We start from the raw sequence: 16,994 nt of genomic DNA on the forward strand, positions 1-16,994 counted from the left end.
GCTCAGTCCTGTGCGCCCGACGGGCGGACGTCGAGACGGTGATAGCCGTTGAGCCGATAGATGATGGTCGAGACGATCCAGCTCAAGACAAACAGCGCGACGATGCCGTAGCCGAGCGCGCCGAAATTTTCGTTGAGCTCGGTGATCCATTCCCAGAACGCGCCTTCGAGATGCAGCCGGCCGGCTACGAGACCGAGCGTCTCGATGCCGCCGATCACGATGGCGACCAGCACCGACACCGAGGTGATGGTCATGTTGTAGTACAGCTTGCGCACCGGGTTGCGATAGGCCCAGCCATAGGCGCCGAGCATCAGCACGCCGTCGAGCGTATCGACCAGCGTCATGCCGGCGGCGAACAGCGCCGGGAAGATCAGGATCGACCAATGCGAGATCGAGCCGGCATTGTTGGCGGCGAGGCCGAACAGGCTGATCTCGCTGGCGGTCTCGAAGCCGAGCGCGAACAACAGCCCGATCGGATAGAGCTGCCAACTCTTGGAAACGAATCGAAACAGCGGCCGGAACAGCCGCGCCAGCCAGCCGCGCTGCTGCAGCAGATGGTCGATATCGTCGTCGTGCACCGCCTCGCCGGCCCGCACCTTCTTGAATGCGCGATAGACGCCGCTCAGCACCGACAAATTGGCCAGCGCGATGGCGAACAGAAACAGCGCCGACGCCGAGGTGCCGATGATGCCGCCGATCTCGCGATAGCCGGCGAACCGCTCGGTGAGCGAATTGGCCGCCACCGCGATCGCCAGCGATGCCACCAGCACGACGGTGGAATGGCCGAGCGCGAAGAACAAGCCGACCGCGACCGGGCGCTTGCCGTCCTGCATCAGCTTGCGGGTGACATTGTCGATCGCCGCGATGTGATCGGCGTCGAGCGCGTGGCGCAGGCCGAGGCTATAGGCCAGCACAGCGGTGCCGATCAGCACCGGCTGGCCGGCGAAGGCGGTGAGCGCCCAGGCCCAGGCGGCGATATTGGCGACCACCAGGCCGCCGAGCACGGCAAACAGCCGGAGCCGGAAGCCATCCGGGCGAGCGACGGCGATGGCGGCAGGAGCGAGTGTGTCTGACATGAGAGTCCCCGAACGGTGAGCAGCTTCCTGTCACCCATGCGGCGGACCGCCCCAGCCGCGCGCACCGCACGCTGGAAGATGACGTGGCTCAGGCCGGTCTCCTGGCTTGCGGGTCGTCGCGCTCCCTCGCCTTCCCGGCCCGGTTGGGTCAGTGGCATGATGAAGGATCGCTCGCCGCCTACAGTTGCGGGCGCAGCGCCGGCTTAGGGCGCCATCGAAGCGCCCGCACCGGCTTCCCTGTACCGGATCGCTCCGGCACACCTGAACGTCGCGATCAAAGGCGGCGGAGGCTGTTTTGTCAATCGCCGCCTTGGTCGGAGCGCAGCGCCGTCACGCCGGCGTGCTGAGCTTGAGCCCGACCATGCCGGCGACGATCATCGACAGGCACAGCACGCGCAACGCATTGGCGGGCTCGCCATACAGCGCCATGCCGACCACGATGCTGCCGGCGGCGCCAATCCCGGTCCACACCGCATAGGCGGTGCCGAATGGCAGCGACTTCAACGCAATGCTCATCAGGCCGAAGCTGGCAGCGATCGCCACCAGCGTGCCGAGCGCGGGCCAGAGCTTGGTGAAGCCGTCCGAGTGCTTCAGCCCGAGCGCCCAGACGATCTCCATCAGGCCCGCGGCAAATAGCGCGAGCCAGCCGGTCATGTGGCGCGGGACGGCAGGGTCAGCACCGCGGCCTGGGCGTAGCCGCGATACGGCCGGTCGAAGGTCAGCCCAGCACCGATGCGCACCGCGATCTGGCTCAGCGTCGTTTCCAGCTGATCGCGCGGCGTGACGCCGAACAGCGCCAGCCAGCGGCGGAGCGCCCGACGGGCGAAACCCGGCAGCCCGGACTGATCGCCGAAATCGACGATGTGGAGCTGCCCGCCCGGCTTCAGGCTGGCGATCGCGTGCTCGATCACTGCGGTCCAGTCCGGAATCATCGACAGGCTGTAGGAGATCATCACCCGGTCGAACGCCACCGCCTGACCGAACACGCTTTGCGCGGTGAAATTGGTCGCGTCGCCATGCGCCACCTTGGTCCGGCCGCCGAGGCCGGCGCGAGCGATCGCGCCGATCGCCGAGGTCAGCATCTCGGTCGAGACGTCGAAGCCATAGAACCGGGCCTGCGGATAGCGCAGCGCCGCGGTCACCAGATTGCGCCCGGTGCCGCAGCCGATCTCGAGGACATGGCCGCCGGCCGGCGGCGCCAGGCCCGCAATCAGTTCGTTGCGACCAAGAAGATAGTACCGACGGGTGATATCGTAGATGTGTCGCTGATAGCGATACATCCGGTTCATGCGGGTCGTCGCATCGACCGGCCAGGACGGATCAACCGTGAATTCGGAGCGGATCATCGTCATGAAATGCACCCTTCGCGCAGGGAGAATCGTCCGCCTTCCATCCGATTTTGCCACGACACAGTGATGACAGATCGAGCTGCAGGCTGTCGCAAAACTGCATTGCTACATGGCTATTCTCGACCGATGAGCGAGTCGAGGACGGCATGAACACGCAGCAACTGATCGCGGACGCGGTCCGCAACAGCAAGGATCGCAGCGAGTCGACGATCTGGGACCGACTGTTTTCGATCTGGTTCCGCCGTCTGGTCTATACCCAGATCTGGGAAGATCCTGAGGCGGATCTTGCTGCACTGCAACTCCCGATCGGCTCGACCATCGTCACCATTTCGTCCGGCGGCTGCAACGCGCTGTCCTACCTCTCCGCCAAGCCGGCGCAAGTCTTTGCGGTCGACCTCAACGAAGCGCATCTGGCGCTGCTGAAGTTGAAACTTGCCGGGCTGCGGGCACTGCCGGACTACAAGCAGTTCTGGCGCTTCTTCGGCGAGGGCGAAGCGGACGACAATGCTGATCTTTATCGCCAGCGCTTGCGCCCGCAGCTCGATCGCGACGCCCGCAACTATTGGGACGAACGCGATTTCCGTGGCCGGGCGCGCTATCGCTATTTCACCGACGGCTTCTATCGGCACGGCGCACTTGGCAGCTTCATCGGCTTCGCGCATCTGTTGGCAAAATTCGCCAAGATCGATCTGAAGGCGCTGCTCGAAGCGACCCCGGACTCACCGGAGCGGCAGAATGCGCTGCGCCGGGTGGACCGGCTGTTCCATTCGGGGTTTGCGCGTCTGCTGACCCGGACGCCGGCATTGTTGTTCAGCCTCGGCATTCCGCCGCAGCAGCGCGACCTGCTCGGCGGCGATCAGCCGCTCAACGAGGTGCTACATCAGCGCTTGATGCGGTTGATCGATGCCTACCCGAACGAGACGAACTACTTCGCCTGGCAGGCGCTGAGCCGGCGCTATCCGGGACCCGGCGACACTTGCCTGCCGCTGTATCTGCAGAAGAGCCGCTACGCGCAGATGCGATCGGGCGCCGGACTGATCATTCCGGTGCATGAAAATCTGCGGGTGTTTCTCGGAAGCCTGCCGGCCCGGCAAATCGATGCCGTGGTTTTGCTCGACTCGCAGGACTGGATGGCGCCGGATGAAATCCGCGCGCTGTGGGACGCGATCGACCGCTCCGGCAAGGACTCCGTGCGGGTGATCTTCCGCACCGCCGGCGCCGAGTCGCCGCTCGAGACCGAAGCGCTGGCGCCGCTGCAACAAGCCTGGCAGCGCGACGCCGATCGCAGCGCGATCGGCTTCGACCGCGACCGCTCCGGCATCTACGGCGGTTTCCATTGCTACGCACGCCGATCCGTTGGTGCGGTGTGACCGGCGACGCTTGCCGCGTCATCGGACAGTCGTCCTTCCCAAACCTCTTAACGGCCGGACTTTTTTTAGAAGCACGCGGGATGCGCGCCGCAAGAGAATCGACGTCATAGCGAACAGCAGCCTGGTGAGCGCGTGCAGCGCAACTACGGCGCTGCACAAGATCACTAGCAGTTAGTTGATGAGACCTTCGCGGGCGGCCGGCCGAAAATCGATTTTCGATTTCGGTTGACGCTTAGCGGTATGATGTTCATTCTTCGTGCATGAACGGGATGGGACTGCGCGTTTCAGAGACCGTCGGCGGCGGGCCACGGAGCCTGACGTCGGCGTTGCACGAGCGGCTCCGCGGTGACATTCTCGCGACCCGGCTGCTGCCGGGGCAGAAGCTCAATATCGCCAGCCTTGCCAAGCAGTTCGGAGTCAGCCTCGCCGCCGTACGCGAGGCCCTGTCACGGCTGACCGCCGACGGCCTGGTACAAGCCTCGGATCAGCGCGGCTTCCGGGTCGCGCCGGTCTCACTTGGCGACCTCGCCGATATCACGCGCACGCGTATCGACATTGAAGGCCTTGCGTTGCGGCGCTCGATCGAGTTCGGCGACGCGCGCTGGCTGATCGCAGTGCAGCAGTCGTGGGAAGCGCTCAAGGCCGTCGAGTATCGCGACCCGGACGACGGCTCCGAGCATCATGACGAGTGGATGAGCCGTCACCGCGTCTTCCATCGCACGCTGGTGAGCGCCTGCGACTCGCCATGGCTGCTCGGCTTTCGCGACGTGCTGCACGAGCAGAGCGAACGCTACCGACGGCTGTCGATCCGGCGCGAGCTCGGCAAGATCCGCGATGTCGAGGCCGAGCACGCTACCATCGTGGCTGCGGTGCTGGATCGCGACGCCGAGGCGGCGGTGCGGGCGCTGGCGCTGCATTTCAGCGTCACCAAGGAATTCGTCGAGCTTGCGGCTTTTCGCATCGCGGAGGTGAGCGCGGCGCACTGATCGACCGGAGAAAACTCCGGCGTCCAACAACATTGGGAGGAAACACCATGAAGATGTCTCGCCGGCTGGCGCTGTCGTCACTCGCCGCTGCGGTTCTGTTCGCCGGACCTGCGACGGCTGCCGAAACCATCCGGGTTGGCCTTCCCACAAAGACGTTCTGGCCCACCACGGTGGCCGAAACCGCCGTGCGGCAGAAGCTGTTCGAGAAGGAAGGCCTCAAGGCCGAGCTGACGATCTATCGCAGCGGCGCCGAAACCTTCGAGGGCATGGCGGCCGGAGCTGCCGATATCATCCTTGACCCTCCGTCGCTGGTCTCGGCCGGCCGCAAGAAGGGCGTGATGTCGCGCGTCGTCGGCAACGCTACGATGGGCAATTACGGCTGGCAGCTGATGGTGCCGGCCAAGTCGACGCTGACCGTCAAGGATCTGCAGGGCAAGAAGGTCGGCATCACCGCAGCCGGATCGGGCTCCGACCTGCTGGCGCTGTGGACGATCCAGGACAAGAAGGTCGAGTTCAACCGCGTGCCGGTCGGTGGCGGCGGCCTGGTACCCAACCTGCTCGCCGGCAATGTCGACGCCGCCGTAGTGTACTCGCCACTCAGCTTCCAGATCGCGAAGGCCGGCGAGGCCAAGACCATCCTCGACTACGCCACCGCTGTGCCGCCGAACCTCACCGCCGGGTGGATCGTGCTCGACCGCTTCGCGGAGGCCAAGCCGGAGGTCGTGCAGAAGGCCCTCAACGCGCTGTACGGCGCGGTGCATTTCATGCGCGGCAACCGTGACGTCACCATCAAGCTGATCTCCGAACTGTACGAGATGCCGGCCGAGATCGCCGCGCTCGAATACGAGCAGACCATCATGAAACTCGAGACCGACGGCAGCATGAGCGCCGCCAACGTGCCGGCCGCGGTGCAACTGTCGCTGGATATGGCGCGAAGCGGCGGGCTGAAGGATCTGGTGCCGGTCGAGGACGTGATCTCGACCAAGTTCAAGCCGGTCCCGACCAAGCCGTGACATGGCAGGCACCCTCGCCATTCAGCTGACGCGGATCGCGATCGTCGTCGCGATCCTGGGGCTGTGGGAGACGCTGTCGCGCACCGGCCTCGTCAACCCGCGGCTGCTGCCGCCGGCGTCCGAGACGTTCGCGACGCTGCTCGATCTGTTGCAACGCGCCAGCGTGCAGAAGGACCTGCTGGTCACCGGCAGCGAAGTCATCACTGCGTTTGCGCTGGCCGTGCCGGCCGGCGCGCTGATCGGCCTGTTGATGGCGGAGAACCGTTACTTCGGCGAAGTGACGCGGCCGCTGCTGTTCTTTGCCTTCAGCATTCCGAAGTCGATCTTCCTGCCGATGTTCATTCTGGTGTTCGGCGTCGGCTTCGCCCAGAAGGTCGGGTTCGGATTTTTCTCGACGATCTTCATCGTCATCATGTCGACCGCCACGGCGGTAGAGTCGGTCAAGGTCGAGCACCTCACCGTGGCGCGCTCCTATGGGGCGACGCCGGTGCAGACCGCGCTCCGCGTGTATCTGCCCAGCATGCTGCCGGTGCTGCTCGAGGCGCTGCGGATCGCGATGATCTTCAACCTCACCGGCGTGATCCTCGCCGAGATGTACGCCTCACCGGACGGCATCGGCCATCAGATCGCGATCTGGGGCGAAAACTTCCAGATGAAGCAGCTGCTCGCCGGCGTGGTGATGGTCGCGGCGATCGCCATGACGTTCAACGAACTGATCAGATGGGTGGAAACACGATGCAGCCATTGGCGAACGTGACCCCGCTGCGACCGGCGCCACGCGCCGGCGCCATTGCCGTCCGCAATGTCGGGCAGGTGTTCAAGACGAGGTCGCAGGACATCGTCGCGCTCGACGACGTCTCGCTCGACATCAAGCCGGGGCGCTTCGTCGTGCTGGTCGGGCCGAGCGGCTGCGGCAAATCCACTCTGCTGATGATGATGGCCGGGCTGCGCCGGCCGACCACCGGCACGATCAATATCAACGGCGCGCCGATCACCCAACCGGACCCCAACCGCGTCGGTGTCGTGTTTCAGGAGGCCAGCCTGTTTCCCTGGCTGACTGCGGAAGAAAACGTCGAATTCCCGCTCAGCCTGCGCGGCGTCGCCAAGGCCGAGCGCCGCGTCAAGGCGCAGGACGCGTTGAAGCTGGTCGGGCTGGAGAATTTCGGCAAGCGCCACCCGCACGAGCTGTCCGGCGGCATGAAGCAGCGCGTCTCGATCGCGCGCGGCCTGGTGCAGGATCCGCCGGTGCTGCTGATGGACGAGCCATTCGCGGCGCTCGACGAGCAGACACGCATGACCATGGGCGACGAATTGCTGCGGATCTGGGCCGCGACCGGCAAGACCGTGGTGTTCGTCACCCACAGCCTGACCGAGGCGGTGTATCTCGCCGACGAAGTTATCGTGATGTCGGCGCGCCCCGGCCGCATCGTCGATCACCTGCAGGTGCAGCTGCCGCGGCCGCGGACTTACGAGATGCTGAGCGGCGATGCGTTCGGCAAACTGCGCGACCAGATTTGGCGCCACATCCGCAAGTCGGCCTGAGCCATGCGCGCCGCCACGCTTCGCCGTTTGATCGTACTCGCGCTGATCGTGATGTGGGAGCTGCTGCCGCGCAGCGGCCTGGTCGCCGAGCTGTTTTTGCCGCCGCTGTCAAAGACGCTGGTGGCGGGCTGGACCGACGCGGCCGAATATGGCCACGCGCTGGCGGTGACGCTGTACGAGGTGGCGATCGCGATGATCATCGCCTGCGGCGGCGGCATCCTGCTCGGCGCCATCATCGGCAGCCTGCGCACGCCGCGCATCCTGCTGATGCCGATGGTCTCCAGCCTCTACGCCGTGCCGCTGGTGATCCTGTATCCGGTGTTCACCGTGTGGCTCGGCATCGGCTCGGAATCCAAGATCGCATTCGCGGCGATCTACGGCCTGCTGCCGACCATGCTGTCGACCGCGGCCGGCATCCAGACCATCGACCCGCAACTGATCGTGGCAGCGCGCAGCATGGGCGCGACGCCGAGCCAGCGGCTGCTGCGCGTCATCATCCCGGCGGCGATCCCGACCGTGCTGTCCGGCCTTCGCGTCGGCGGCGCGCTGGTGATCGTCGGCGTCGTGGTGTCCGAAATGCTGATCTCGTCCGCCGGCATCGGCTTCCTGATCTCGCGCTATCGCACCGTGCTCGACAGCCCACATGTCTTCGCCGGCGTGCTGCTGGTGCTGGCTATCACCATCGCGTTCAGCGCCGGCGTGCGCTGGATCGAGCGCAAGGCCGCAATCTGGCAAACCGGCACCCGCGCCGGCCAGGCCGCCGAGGATGACCTTGGCAGCCGCGGCCTGCAGCCGGCGACAACGTAGGGGAGCAAATCCCGCCATGCAGCGAAATCCTCATCCCTCAGCCCCGTCATTGCGAGCGTAGCGAAGCAATCCAGACCCGCGCACTGAGCTCCTGGATTGCTTCGCTTGGCTCGCAATGACGAACTCGAAGGCACGTCTCTCAACATGTTCGACCTGACTCTCAGCTTCGACAACGGCCCCGAGCCCGACGTCACGCCACGCGTCCTCGACATCCTGCGCGAGCGCGGGCTGAAGACCACCTTCTTCGTGATTGGCGAAAAGCTCGCCGATCCGGCGCGGCGGGAGCTCGCCGAGCGCGCGCACCATGAGGGGCATTGGATCGGCAACCACACCTACACGCATGGCGTCCCGCTCGGCCAGCAGACCGATCCGCAGACCGCGCAAGCGGAAGTCGGCCGGACCCAGGCGGCGATCGGCGCGCTGGCGCATCCGCAGCGTTGGTTTCGGCCGTTCGGCGGCGGCGGCAATCTCGATGACCGGCTGCTGAAGCCCTCGGTGGTCGATTATCTGACGCAGCATCAGCACAGCTGCGTGCTGTGGAATGCGATCCCGCGCGATTGGGAGGACCCGGATGGCTGGGTCGAGCGCGCGCTCGCGCAATGCCGCGCGCAGCCATGGACGCTGATCGTGCTGCACGATCTGCCGACCGGCGCGATGGCTCAATTGCCGCGTTTTCTCGACGCAGCAGAGGCCGAGGGCGCGCGCTTCCATCAGGCGTTTCCGCCCGCTTGCGTGCCGATTCGCAGCGGCGCGATTGCGCTTCCCATTGACGCTTACGTCTCCTCAATCGAACAAGGCAGTTCCTCATGAAGATCGCGAGTTTCAAGGCCGCCGGCCGCGCCGGCTACGGCATCGTCACCGAGGCCGGCATCGTCGACGCCGGCAAGCGGCTGATGGACACTCCGACGCTGAAGGCGTTGCTGGCGGCCGGCGCGCTCGACCGGCTGCGCAAGCTGGCGGGCGAGCGCGCCGCCTACGCGCTGGCCGATGTCGAGCTGCTGCCGACGATCCCGGACCCGGACAAGATTTTCTGCATCGGCGTCAACTACGCCAGCCACCTCGCCGAAAGCGGCCATCCGACGCCGCCGCATCCGATGATCTTCACCCGCTTCGCCAACAGCCAGGTCGGCGCCGGTCAGCCGATGATCCGGCCGCTCGAGTCCGAGCGCTTCGACTACGAGGGCGAGATGGCGGTGGTGATCGGCCGCGGCGGCCGCCGCATCGCCCGCGAGGCTGCGCTCGGCCACGTCGCCGGCTATGCCTGCTACAACGACGGCAGCATCCGCGACTGGCAGCGCCACACCTCGCAATTCGCGCCCGGCAAGAATTTCGCCGGCACCGGCGGCTTCGGTCCGTGGATGGTCACGACCGACGAGCTGCCCGATATCAGCAGCCAGACGCTGATCACGCGGCTCAACGGCCAGGAGGTGCAGAAGGCGCCGATCTCGGACCTCGTGTTCGACGTGCCGGCGCTGATCGCCTATTGCTCGACCTTCACCGAGCTCGCCCCCGGCGACGTCATCGTCACCGGCACCACCGGCGGCGTCGGCGCCTATCGCAATCCGCCGCTGTGGATGAAGGGCGGCGATGTCGTCGAAGTCGAAATCACCGGCATCGGCACGCTGCGCAACCCGGTGATCGACGAGACCGCGGTGGCCGCCAGCCGCGCGGCCTGACCTTCAATATAATAACAACAACAAGGACCACCGCATGCCCATGCCGTCGCATCTGCTCCCCACCACCGTGGTCGGCAGCTATCCGCAGCCGGACTGGCTCGCCAATCGTGCGCTCTTGACCGGATCGGTGCCGCGCACCCGGCTGCACGAACTGTGGCGGCTGCCGGCCGAGCATCTGCCGGAGGCGCAGGACGACGCCACGGTGGTGGCGATCCGCGACATGGAGAGGGCCGGCATCGACATCGTCACTGACGGCGAGATCCGCCGCGAGAGTTACTCCAATCGCTTCGCCACCGCGCTCGACGGCGTCGACGGCGACAACCCGGCGATCATCGTGGCCCGCACCGGCAACACCAAGACGCCGGTGCCGCGCGTGGTCGGGCCGGTGAAGCGGACGCGGCCGGTCGAACTGCACGACATGCAGTTCCTGCGCGCCAACACCGACCGCGCCGCCAAGATCACGCTGCCGGGCCCGTTCACGATGAGCCAGCAGGCCAAGAATGAATACTACAACGACGAGGAAGAGCTGGCGATGGCGTTCGCCGAGGCGGTCAATGCCGAAGCGCTCGAGCTGCAGGCGGCCGGCGCCGACGTGATCCAGCTCGACGAGCCCTGGGTGCGCAACAATCCGGAGATCGCCAAGCGCTACGCCGTCAAGGCCATCAACCGCGCGCTGCAGGGCATTACGGTGCCGACCGTGGTGCATCTGTGCTTCGGCTACGCGGCGGTGGTGCCGGGCTCGAACAAGCCGGCCGGCTATTCGTTTCTGGCGGAACTCGACGACACCATCGCGGATCAGATCTCGATCGAAGCGGCGCAGCCGAAACTCGATCTCGGCGTGCTCAAGGATCTGTCGTCGAAAAAGATCATGCTCGGCGTGCTCGACCTCTCCGACCCGGAAGTGGAAAGCGTCGACACCGTCGCGGCCCGCATCCGCAACGGCCTCAAATACGTCGCCGCCGACCGGCTCGTCCCCGCCCCGGATTGCGGCATGAAGTACATGCCGCGCGCGACCGCCTTCGGCAAACTGAAGGCGATGAGCGACGCGGCCCGGCTGGTGCGCGACGAACTCGGCTGACGCCGACGCGGTAGGCAAGACCGTCCGGCGGACTCCTTGCCGTCAACGTGAGCAGCCGCGGAACCGGGTTGCTAACTAACTCCGTCATGGCCGGGCTTGTCAGGCAACCGATGTCGCATGCCCCGGAGACGGGACACTCACGACGAAACGGTGGTGGCCCGAACACCCATTGGCAGCCGTTGCCGAAGTGATCGCAGGCGTTGATGGAACCCATATTCCGCGAGCCCGAACCCGACCGACACGGCAAAAACAAGCGCAGAGACCGCAAAGAACGAGACCCAGCCAGGCGCGACGAAGAGAAAACAGACCGCGAGGAGTGGCGAGTGGATCAGGTAGAGCCCATACGACGCATCTCCGAGCAACGGAAATAGCGGACGATCGTCGAAGTAACTCGACCGGGCGGCGGTGGTGATCAGGACGGCGAATGCGACGCTCTGTATCAGATAGGCCGCGAGCCAGTGGTCAGAGACCAGATAGCGACCTGCGCAGAATAGACCGACCGACGCGGCCACTCCGGCCACACCACGAAAAGGCAGACGCGGCGCGAGCCACCACGTGAACATCCCAGCGATGAAAGCGAGATTCAGAAATGAAAGCGCGATCCCGGCAATGGTGAGATCGGTGGAGAATCCACCTCCGAAAAGCAGGACGATGACCGCCCATGCCAGCACCAGAAGCTTGCGAACCAATAACCTCGGGATCAAGATCAGCGCCGCAACAACGCAGTAGAAGAACGCCTCGAAGAACAGGGTCCATTCGACTCCCAGCGGGGCGATTCTTGAGCTGGTCGGGAACAGCGTCAGGTCGATCAGCAGACTCGGCGGGAAGGCTGTTCGCCAGATCGAATAGTGGATGAGGACAACGATGCCTGTTGCCACCCAAAGCCCTGGATAAACGCGCAGCGCCCGGTCAGCCAGGAAACGGAGCGGCGATCTCGCTTGATCCGAGATCTTCGCCATCAGGTAACCCGACAAGACGAAGAACATGATCACGCCTGATGACGTCCACCTTGACGATTCCAGGTAAGTGCCGGGAATGATTTTCGCGAAGCCAGCGTTGGCCAGCGCGTGATGCACGAAGACGCCGAACGCCGCCAAAAACCGAATCGCCTGAAGGCCGGTTGAGGTTTTGCGATCTAAACGTGCAGGATGTTCCGACCCCATCAAACTTTGCGAGCCTTCCGCTATATGTGCGGCACCGATACCTTCGCATCCGAAGGATGTCTAGCTTGGACGGGCCTTTTGACGGGGAAGCGCACGACTGAAGACGCGAGCGTCGGCTTGCGAGCTACAAAGTCGGTTCCATCCTCGGCAAAACTCCGCCGATTCCCACAATCGGAACTCACGTCCTACCCAATGCCTCTACGGCAGCGCGGTGAACGATCTCGCCGAAGACAGGCGATGGGAACTTCAGCTCTTGATTGCACTGAGCCCTCATCCGGAGAGTCGGAATCAACACTAAAGCTGACTTTTCAGCCAAATTTTGCGGTCGCCCAATTTGCCCACAAACGCCGTCATGGCCGGGCTTGTCCCGGCCATCCACGCCTTTGTTGCATTTGCTTCAGCAAGGCGTGGATGCCCGGCACAAGGCCGGGCATGACGCGTGGATAGGAAAGTGCCTAGCTTTAAAGGCCGCATTTTCGCGCCAGGCTCTGAGGAGTCCGGCGAAGCCGGGCGTCTCGAAGGATGGGACAACACCGGAAATTCGCGGCTCATGATTCGAGACGGCGCTTCGCGCCTCCTCACCATGAGGCTGTGCGTGTAGCGAGCAACGGCTTGCTCGCACCGATTCACTACAAGCCAAAGCGGACTACGCGCCCCGCTTCAGTTCCGCGTATTCCTGCTCATAGGCGGCGTAGGAATCCTTCAGCGTTGCCGAGTTCAGCAGCATGGTGGCGACGAGGCGGCCGCTGCTGTCGAACGCTTCGGTGCGCGCCCACAGGCTTTCGGTGCGCTTGCTGCCCGACAGCGCCACGACCTTACGTTGAATCCGGTAGCTTTCGCCGACGAACAGCGGACCGGTGATCAGCCGGATCTCCTGATCGGCAAACAGGCCGACGGCCGGGCCGCGCACCGGCAGGCCGTCCTGCTTGCTGACGTGCTGGAACAGCACGCTCAGCATCTCCATCGGAATGATCGGCCGACCCCATGGCGACGAAGCGTGATAATACGGCGATGGCTCGGTGATCACCTTGAGCTTGTCGGCCAGCGAAAACGGATACAGCTCGCCCATGTGCTGATCGGCATCCATCTTCACGGTCTGCGGCGCGGTGGCCATGCCGACCGTGATGTCGCGCAGGATCACCGCATCGGTGAGCGGCTTCAGCTCGGTGAGCCGCTGATCGAGCGCCGATGGCGGCGCGTCGGTGCCGACCGAGGCGCTGCCGCGCAGCACTTCGGTGCCGTCGCGCTTGACCATGCGGATCGAGATGTGACGCACGCCGTCGGCCGGCTTGTCGACGATCGCCTGCACCTCCTCGCCTTCATACGCGGCGCTGCGATAATGCGCCGAAAGGCAGCCGGTCTCGAACCACTGCTGGCCCCACAGCCGTTCGCACAGCGGCGCGAACTGGCTGAAATGCGTCGGGCCCTCAATGGTGCCGCCCTTGAAGCCGAGCTTCTGCGCGGTGGCGTCGTCGTGGATCGAGGCGTGCGAATCGTAGACCTGCGCGTGCAGCATCTGACGCGGCTGCCGCCACGGGCCGGCCAGCGCGGTGCCGGTGTCGTCGATCGGCGTGTCGAAAGCGGCTGTGCTCATCGTTTGCTCCATTACCAGGTATCGACGCAGGGCCGCTTGCGCTCGGTGCGCTGCGGCGGCGTCGGCACCGAACGCAGCCCGGCCATGATCCATCGCCGCGTCTCGGCCGGATCGATGACGTTGTCGATCTCGAACACCGAGGCGATCGAGGTCGCCTTGCCGTTGGCGTACATCTCGGCGACCTTGTTCTTGTAGTAGGTCTCGCGCTCGACCGGATCGGCGATCGCCTCCATCTCCTTGCGGAAACCGAGGCGGACGTAGCCTTCCAGCCCCATGCCGCCGAATTCCCCGGTCGGCCACGCCGCCGTGAAGAACGAGGCGTGGAAACCGCCGCCGATCATCGACTGCGCGCCGAGGCCGTAGCCCTTCCGCAGCACGATGCCGAACAGCGGCACCGTGAGGCTGGCGCCAGTGACGAACATGCGGGCGACGTGGCGCACGATCGCGGTCTTCTCCGCTTCCGGCCCGACCATGAAGCCGGGCGTATCGCACAGCGACACGATCGGAATGTCGAATGCGTCGCACAGCTGCAGGAAGCGCGCCGCCTTGTCGCCGGCCGGCGCATCGATGGCGCCGCCGAGATGTTTTGGATTGTTGGCGATCAGCCCGAACGGCTTGCCCTCGATCCGGATGAACGCGGTGATGATGCCGATGCCGAAATCACGGCGCAGCTCCAGCACCGAATCCTCGTCGGCGATCAGCTCGATGACATGGCGGATGTCGTAGACCCGCAGACGGTTTTCCGGGATCGCGCGGCGCAGCAGCCGCTGATCCGCCGCGCGCCACTCGGCGACCGGTCCCTGGAAGTAGGACAGATATTTCTGCGCGACCCGCGTCGCCTCTTCCTCGTCCTCGACCAGGATATCGACCACGCCGTTCGGCGACTGGAACGACACCGGGCCGACTTCGGCCGGATGATACACGCCGAGGCCGCCGCCCTCGATCATCGCCGGGCCGCCCATGCCGATCGAGGCATTTTGCGTCGCGATGATCACGTCGCAGCAGCCGAGCATCGCGGCATTGCCGGCGAAGCAATAGCCGGAGACGACGCCGATCACCGGGACCAGACCCGACAGCTTGGCGAACTGCACGAAGGACGGCCCGTCGAGGCCGGTGAGGCCGAGCCGGTCGGTGTCGCCCGGGCGGCCGCCGCCGCCTTCGGCGTAGAACACCAGCGGCATCTTCCATTGCTCGACTAGCGTCAGCATGCGGTCGATCTTCTTGTGGTTCATGTGGCCCTGGGTGCCGGCCAGAACCGTGTAGTCATAGGAGATCACCATGCAGCGCGCGTCGTGCTCGCCGAATTGCTTGGCGTTCACCGTAGCGACGCCGGCAACAAGGCCGTCGGCGGGCGTGTTCTTGATCAGATCGTCGAGCGCCCGGCGGCGGCGCTGGCCGGCGATCGCCAGGCTGCCGTATTCCATGAACGAACCTTCGTCGACCAGCTGCGCGATATTCTCGCGCGCGGTGCGCTGATTGGTCTTGCGCCGCCGCGCGACCGAGTCCGGCCTGTTCTCATCGAGCGTGTTGCCCTGCCGCGCCAGCACCTCGGCAAGGTCGGGGCGGATCACGTCGAGATCGATCTCGGTTTCCTCGGCGGCCTGATCGCCCTCGACGTCGAGCGGCTCGAGATACAGGATCGCCTCGCCCTGCATCAGCGTCACGCCGTCGGCGGTGGCGATGCAGCGGATGCGGCCGCCCTGCTCGGCCGTGACCAGATGCTCCATCTTCATCGATTCGAGCACCGCGAGCTGCTGCCCCGGGCTGACGACGTCGCCTTCCGCGACGGTGATCGCCACCACCGTGCCCTGCAGCGGCGCGACGATCGACACTGCGCCTTCCGGCACGGCTTCGGTCGCTGCCTTGGCGTGTTTCTGCTGCGCCTCGCCGCCCGGCAACGCGACCAGCGGCGCGCCGAGCTTGTCCGCGGCGGCGACCAAATCGGCGACGTTGCGATCGATGAACGCGGTGCTGACGCGGTTGGCCTTGAAGTCCGGATGCGCCAGGATCGCCTGCAGCAGGGCGCTATTCGTTTCGACGCCGGCAATGCGGAATTCGCGCAGCGTCCGCGCCGCCTTGGCGACGGCGTCGGGCCACTGCCCGGGCGCGTGCACGATCACCTTGGCGAGTAGCGAGTCGAACGCCGCGCTGGTTTTGTAGCCCGCGTAGCCGAACGTATCGACACGCACGCCCGGCCCCGCCGGCGGTTCGAACACGCCGAGGACGCCGCCGCTCGGATGCGTCGCGCCGCTCGCGTCCATCGTCTCCATGTTGACGCGGAGCTGGATCGCGAAGCCGCGCGGCCGCGGCACGTTCGGCTGATCGAGCCCAAGCGAATGAAGCGTCGCACTGCCCGCCACCGCGATCTGCGAGCGCACCAGGTCAACGCCGAGCACTTCCTCGGTGACGGTGTGTTCGACCTGCAGCCGCGGATTGGCCTCGATGAACGCGAACGCGCCCTCACCGTCGCCGCCGTCGCCATCGACCAGAAATTCGAATGTGCCGAGACTGTCGTAATTCGCTGCCTTGGCGAGCTTCACCGCCGACTCGAGGATACGGCTGCGTAGCTCATCACTCAGCGACGGGCTCGGCGCGATCTCGATCAGTTTCTGGTTGCGACGCTGGATGGTGCATTCGCGCTCCCATAGGTGGCTGATCGCGCCGTGCTGATCGCCGATGATCTGCACCTCGATATGCCGCGCATTGCGGATCAGCCGCTCGGCATAGACGCCCTCGAAACCGAACGCCGCCTTGGCTTCGGACTGACAGCGCGCGTAAGCTTCGCCGAGATCCTCGGCGCGCTCGACCACGCGCATGCCACGGCCGCCGCCACCCGCCATCGCCTTGATCATCACCGCGGCGTTCGCACCGAGCGAGGCGAAAAAGGCCTGAATGTCCTCCAGCGTCGACGGCCCCTGCGTGCCGGCAATGATTGGCACTCCCGACTTCTTTGCGAGCTGCCGTGCCGCAACTTTGTCACCGAATAGCCTCAAGGCTTCGGGCGACGGACCAATGAACCGAATACCTTCCTCGGCGCAGCGCCGCGCCAGGTCGGCGTTCTCGCTGAGGAAGCCGTAGCCGGGATGCAGCGCGTCGCAATGCGCCGACTTGGCAGCTTCGATCACCGCCTCGATGTCGAGATACGCCCGTGCGCCGCGTCCCGGAATTTCCCGCGCCTCGTCGGCGATGCGCAGATGCAGCGACGCCGCATCATCGGACGGATAGATCGCCACGCTGGCGATGCCGGCATCAGCCGCGGCCCGCGCGATACGGATCGCAATCTCGCCGCGGTTGGCGATCAGCAATTTACGAAACGACATCCAAACATCCTCATTCACAA

At 65.4% G+C, this 16,994-nt stretch carries 15 protein-coding genes and 1 riboswitch; of the genes, 9 read left to right on the forward strand and 6 right to left on the reverse strand.

Annotation, left to right across the window (positions count from 1 at the left end):
- Positions 1–2 precede the first annotated feature (2 nt).
- From D4Q52_RS13225 to D4Q52_RS13235, 3 genes are all read right to left on the reverse strand, one after another.
- Positions 3–1,076 (reverse strand): HoxN/HupN/NixA family nickel/cobalt transporter, encoded by a 1,074-nt coding sequence (locus D4Q52_RS13225; RefSeq protein WP_119857036.1) that lies wholly within the window; start codon positions 1,074–1,076, stop codon positions 3–5.
- Between the two features lie 74 nt (positions 1,077–1,150).
- A riboswitch (cobalamin riboswitch) is annotated at positions 1,151–1,356 on the reverse strand.
- 50 nt (positions 1,357–1,406) lie between these two features.
- Positions 1,407–1,730: a DMT family transporter gene (locus tag D4Q52_RS13230; RefSeq protein WP_119857037.1), complete on the reverse strand. Its 324-nt coding sequence runs from the start codon at positions 1,728–1,730 to the stop codon at positions 1,407–1,409.
- Positions 1,727–2,428 (reverse strand): class I SAM-dependent methyltransferase, encoded by a 702-nt coding sequence (locus tag D4Q52_RS13235; RefSeq protein ID WP_119857120.1) that lies wholly within the window; start codon positions 2,426–2,428, stop codon positions 1,727–1,729. The genes D4Q52_RS13230 and D4Q52_RS13235 overlap by 4 nt, the downstream gene beginning before the upstream one ends.
- A gap of 143 nt (positions 2,429–2,571) precedes the next feature.
- Here D4Q52_RS13235 and D4Q52_RS13240 point away from each other — a divergent pair, with 143 nt between their 5' ends.
- The 9 genes from D4Q52_RS13240 (at position 2,572) to D4Q52_RS13280 (ending at position 10,897) form a co-directional block, all read left to right on the forward strand.
- Entirely contained in the window at positions 2,572–3,795 is a 1,224-nt protein-coding gene (locus tag D4Q52_RS13240) for a DUF3419 family protein (RefSeq protein ID WP_119857038.1), read from the forward strand.
- A gap of 269 nt (positions 3,796–4,064) precedes the next feature.
- On the forward strand, positions 4,065–4,781 hold the full coding sequence (locus tag D4Q52_RS13245; RefSeq protein ID WP_234831186.1) for a GntR family transcriptional regulator: 717 nt from the start codon (positions 4,065–4,067) through the stop codon (positions 4,779–4,781).
- Between the two features lie 47 nt (positions 4,782–4,828).
- The gene (locus D4Q52_RS13250) at positions 4,829–5,794 is read left to right on the forward strand and encodes an ABC transporter substrate-binding protein (RefSeq protein ID WP_119857040.1); all 966 of its coding nucleotides are present in this window, start codon (positions 4,829–4,831) and stop codon (positions 5,792–5,794) included.
- Position 5,795: 1 nt separating this feature from the next.
- Entirely contained in the window at positions 5,796–6,551 is a 756-nt protein-coding gene (locus D4Q52_RS13255) for an ABC transporter permease (RefSeq protein WP_119857041.1), read from the forward strand.
- Positions 6,530–7,336 carry an ABC transporter ATP-binding protein gene (locus D4Q52_RS13260; protein WP_234831187.1) on the forward strand — a complete coding sequence of 269 codons (807 nt, stop codon included), beginning with the start codon at positions 6,530–6,532 and terminating at the stop codon, positions 7,334–7,336. The genes D4Q52_RS13255 and D4Q52_RS13260 overlap by 22 nt, the downstream gene beginning before the upstream one ends.
- Before the next feature lie 3 nt (positions 7,337–7,339).
- Entirely contained in the window at positions 7,340–8,143 is an 804-nt protein-coding gene (locus D4Q52_RS13265) for an ABC transporter permease (RefSeq protein ID WP_119857043.1), read from the forward strand.
- Positions 8,144–8,248: 105 nt separating this feature from the next.
- Positions 8,249–8,953, forward strand: coding sequence for a polysaccharide deacetylase family protein (locus D4Q52_RS13270; protein ID WP_234831188.1), 705 nt, complete (start codon positions 8,249–8,251; stop codon positions 8,951–8,953).
- Positions 8,950–9,819, forward strand: a complete 870-nt coding sequence (locus tag D4Q52_RS13275) for a fumarylacetoacetate hydrolase family protein (RefSeq protein WP_119857044.1) — start codon at positions 8,950–8,952, stop codon at positions 9,817–9,819. The genes D4Q52_RS13270 and D4Q52_RS13275 overlap by 4 nt, the downstream gene beginning before the upstream one ends.
- A 34-nt stretch (positions 9,820–9,853) precedes the next feature.
- Entirely contained in the window at positions 9,854–10,897 is a 1,044-nt protein-coding gene (locus D4Q52_RS13280; protein WP_210210139.1) for a 5-methyltetrahydropteroyltriglutamate--homocysteine methyltransferase, read from the forward strand.
- 137 nt (positions 10,898–11,034) lie between these two features.
- Here the strand turns inward: D4Q52_RS13280 and D4Q52_RS13285 are convergent, their stop codons facing one another.
- From D4Q52_RS13285 to D4Q52_RS13300, 3 genes are all read right to left on the reverse strand, one after another.
- Positions 11,035–12,060, reverse strand: coding sequence for an acyltransferase family protein (locus D4Q52_RS13285; RefSeq protein WP_119857046.1), 1,026 nt, complete (start codon positions 12,058–12,060; stop codon positions 11,035–11,037).
- 646 nt (positions 12,061–12,706) lie between these two features.
- Positions 12,707–13,654: a hypothetical protein gene (locus D4Q52_RS13295; RefSeq protein WP_119857122.1), complete on the reverse strand. Its 948-nt coding sequence runs from the start codon at positions 13,652–13,654 to the stop codon at positions 12,707–12,709.
- An 11-nt stretch (positions 13,655–13,665) separates the two neighbouring features.
- Positions 13,666–16,974 carry an acetyl-CoA carboxylase family protein gene (locus D4Q52_RS13300; protein ID WP_119857048.1) on the reverse strand — a complete coding sequence of 1,103 codons (3,309 nt, stop codon included), beginning with the start codon at positions 16,972–16,974 and terminating at the stop codon, positions 13,666–13,668.
- Positions 16,975–16,994: the final 20 nt, after the last annotated feature.

It is taken from the genome of Rhodopseudomonas palustris, from assembly GCF_003591005.1.
Taxonomy (GTDB): Bacteria; Pseudomonadota; Alphaproteobacteria; order Rhizobiales; family Xanthobacteraceae; genus Rhodopseudomonas; species Rhodopseudomonas palustris_K.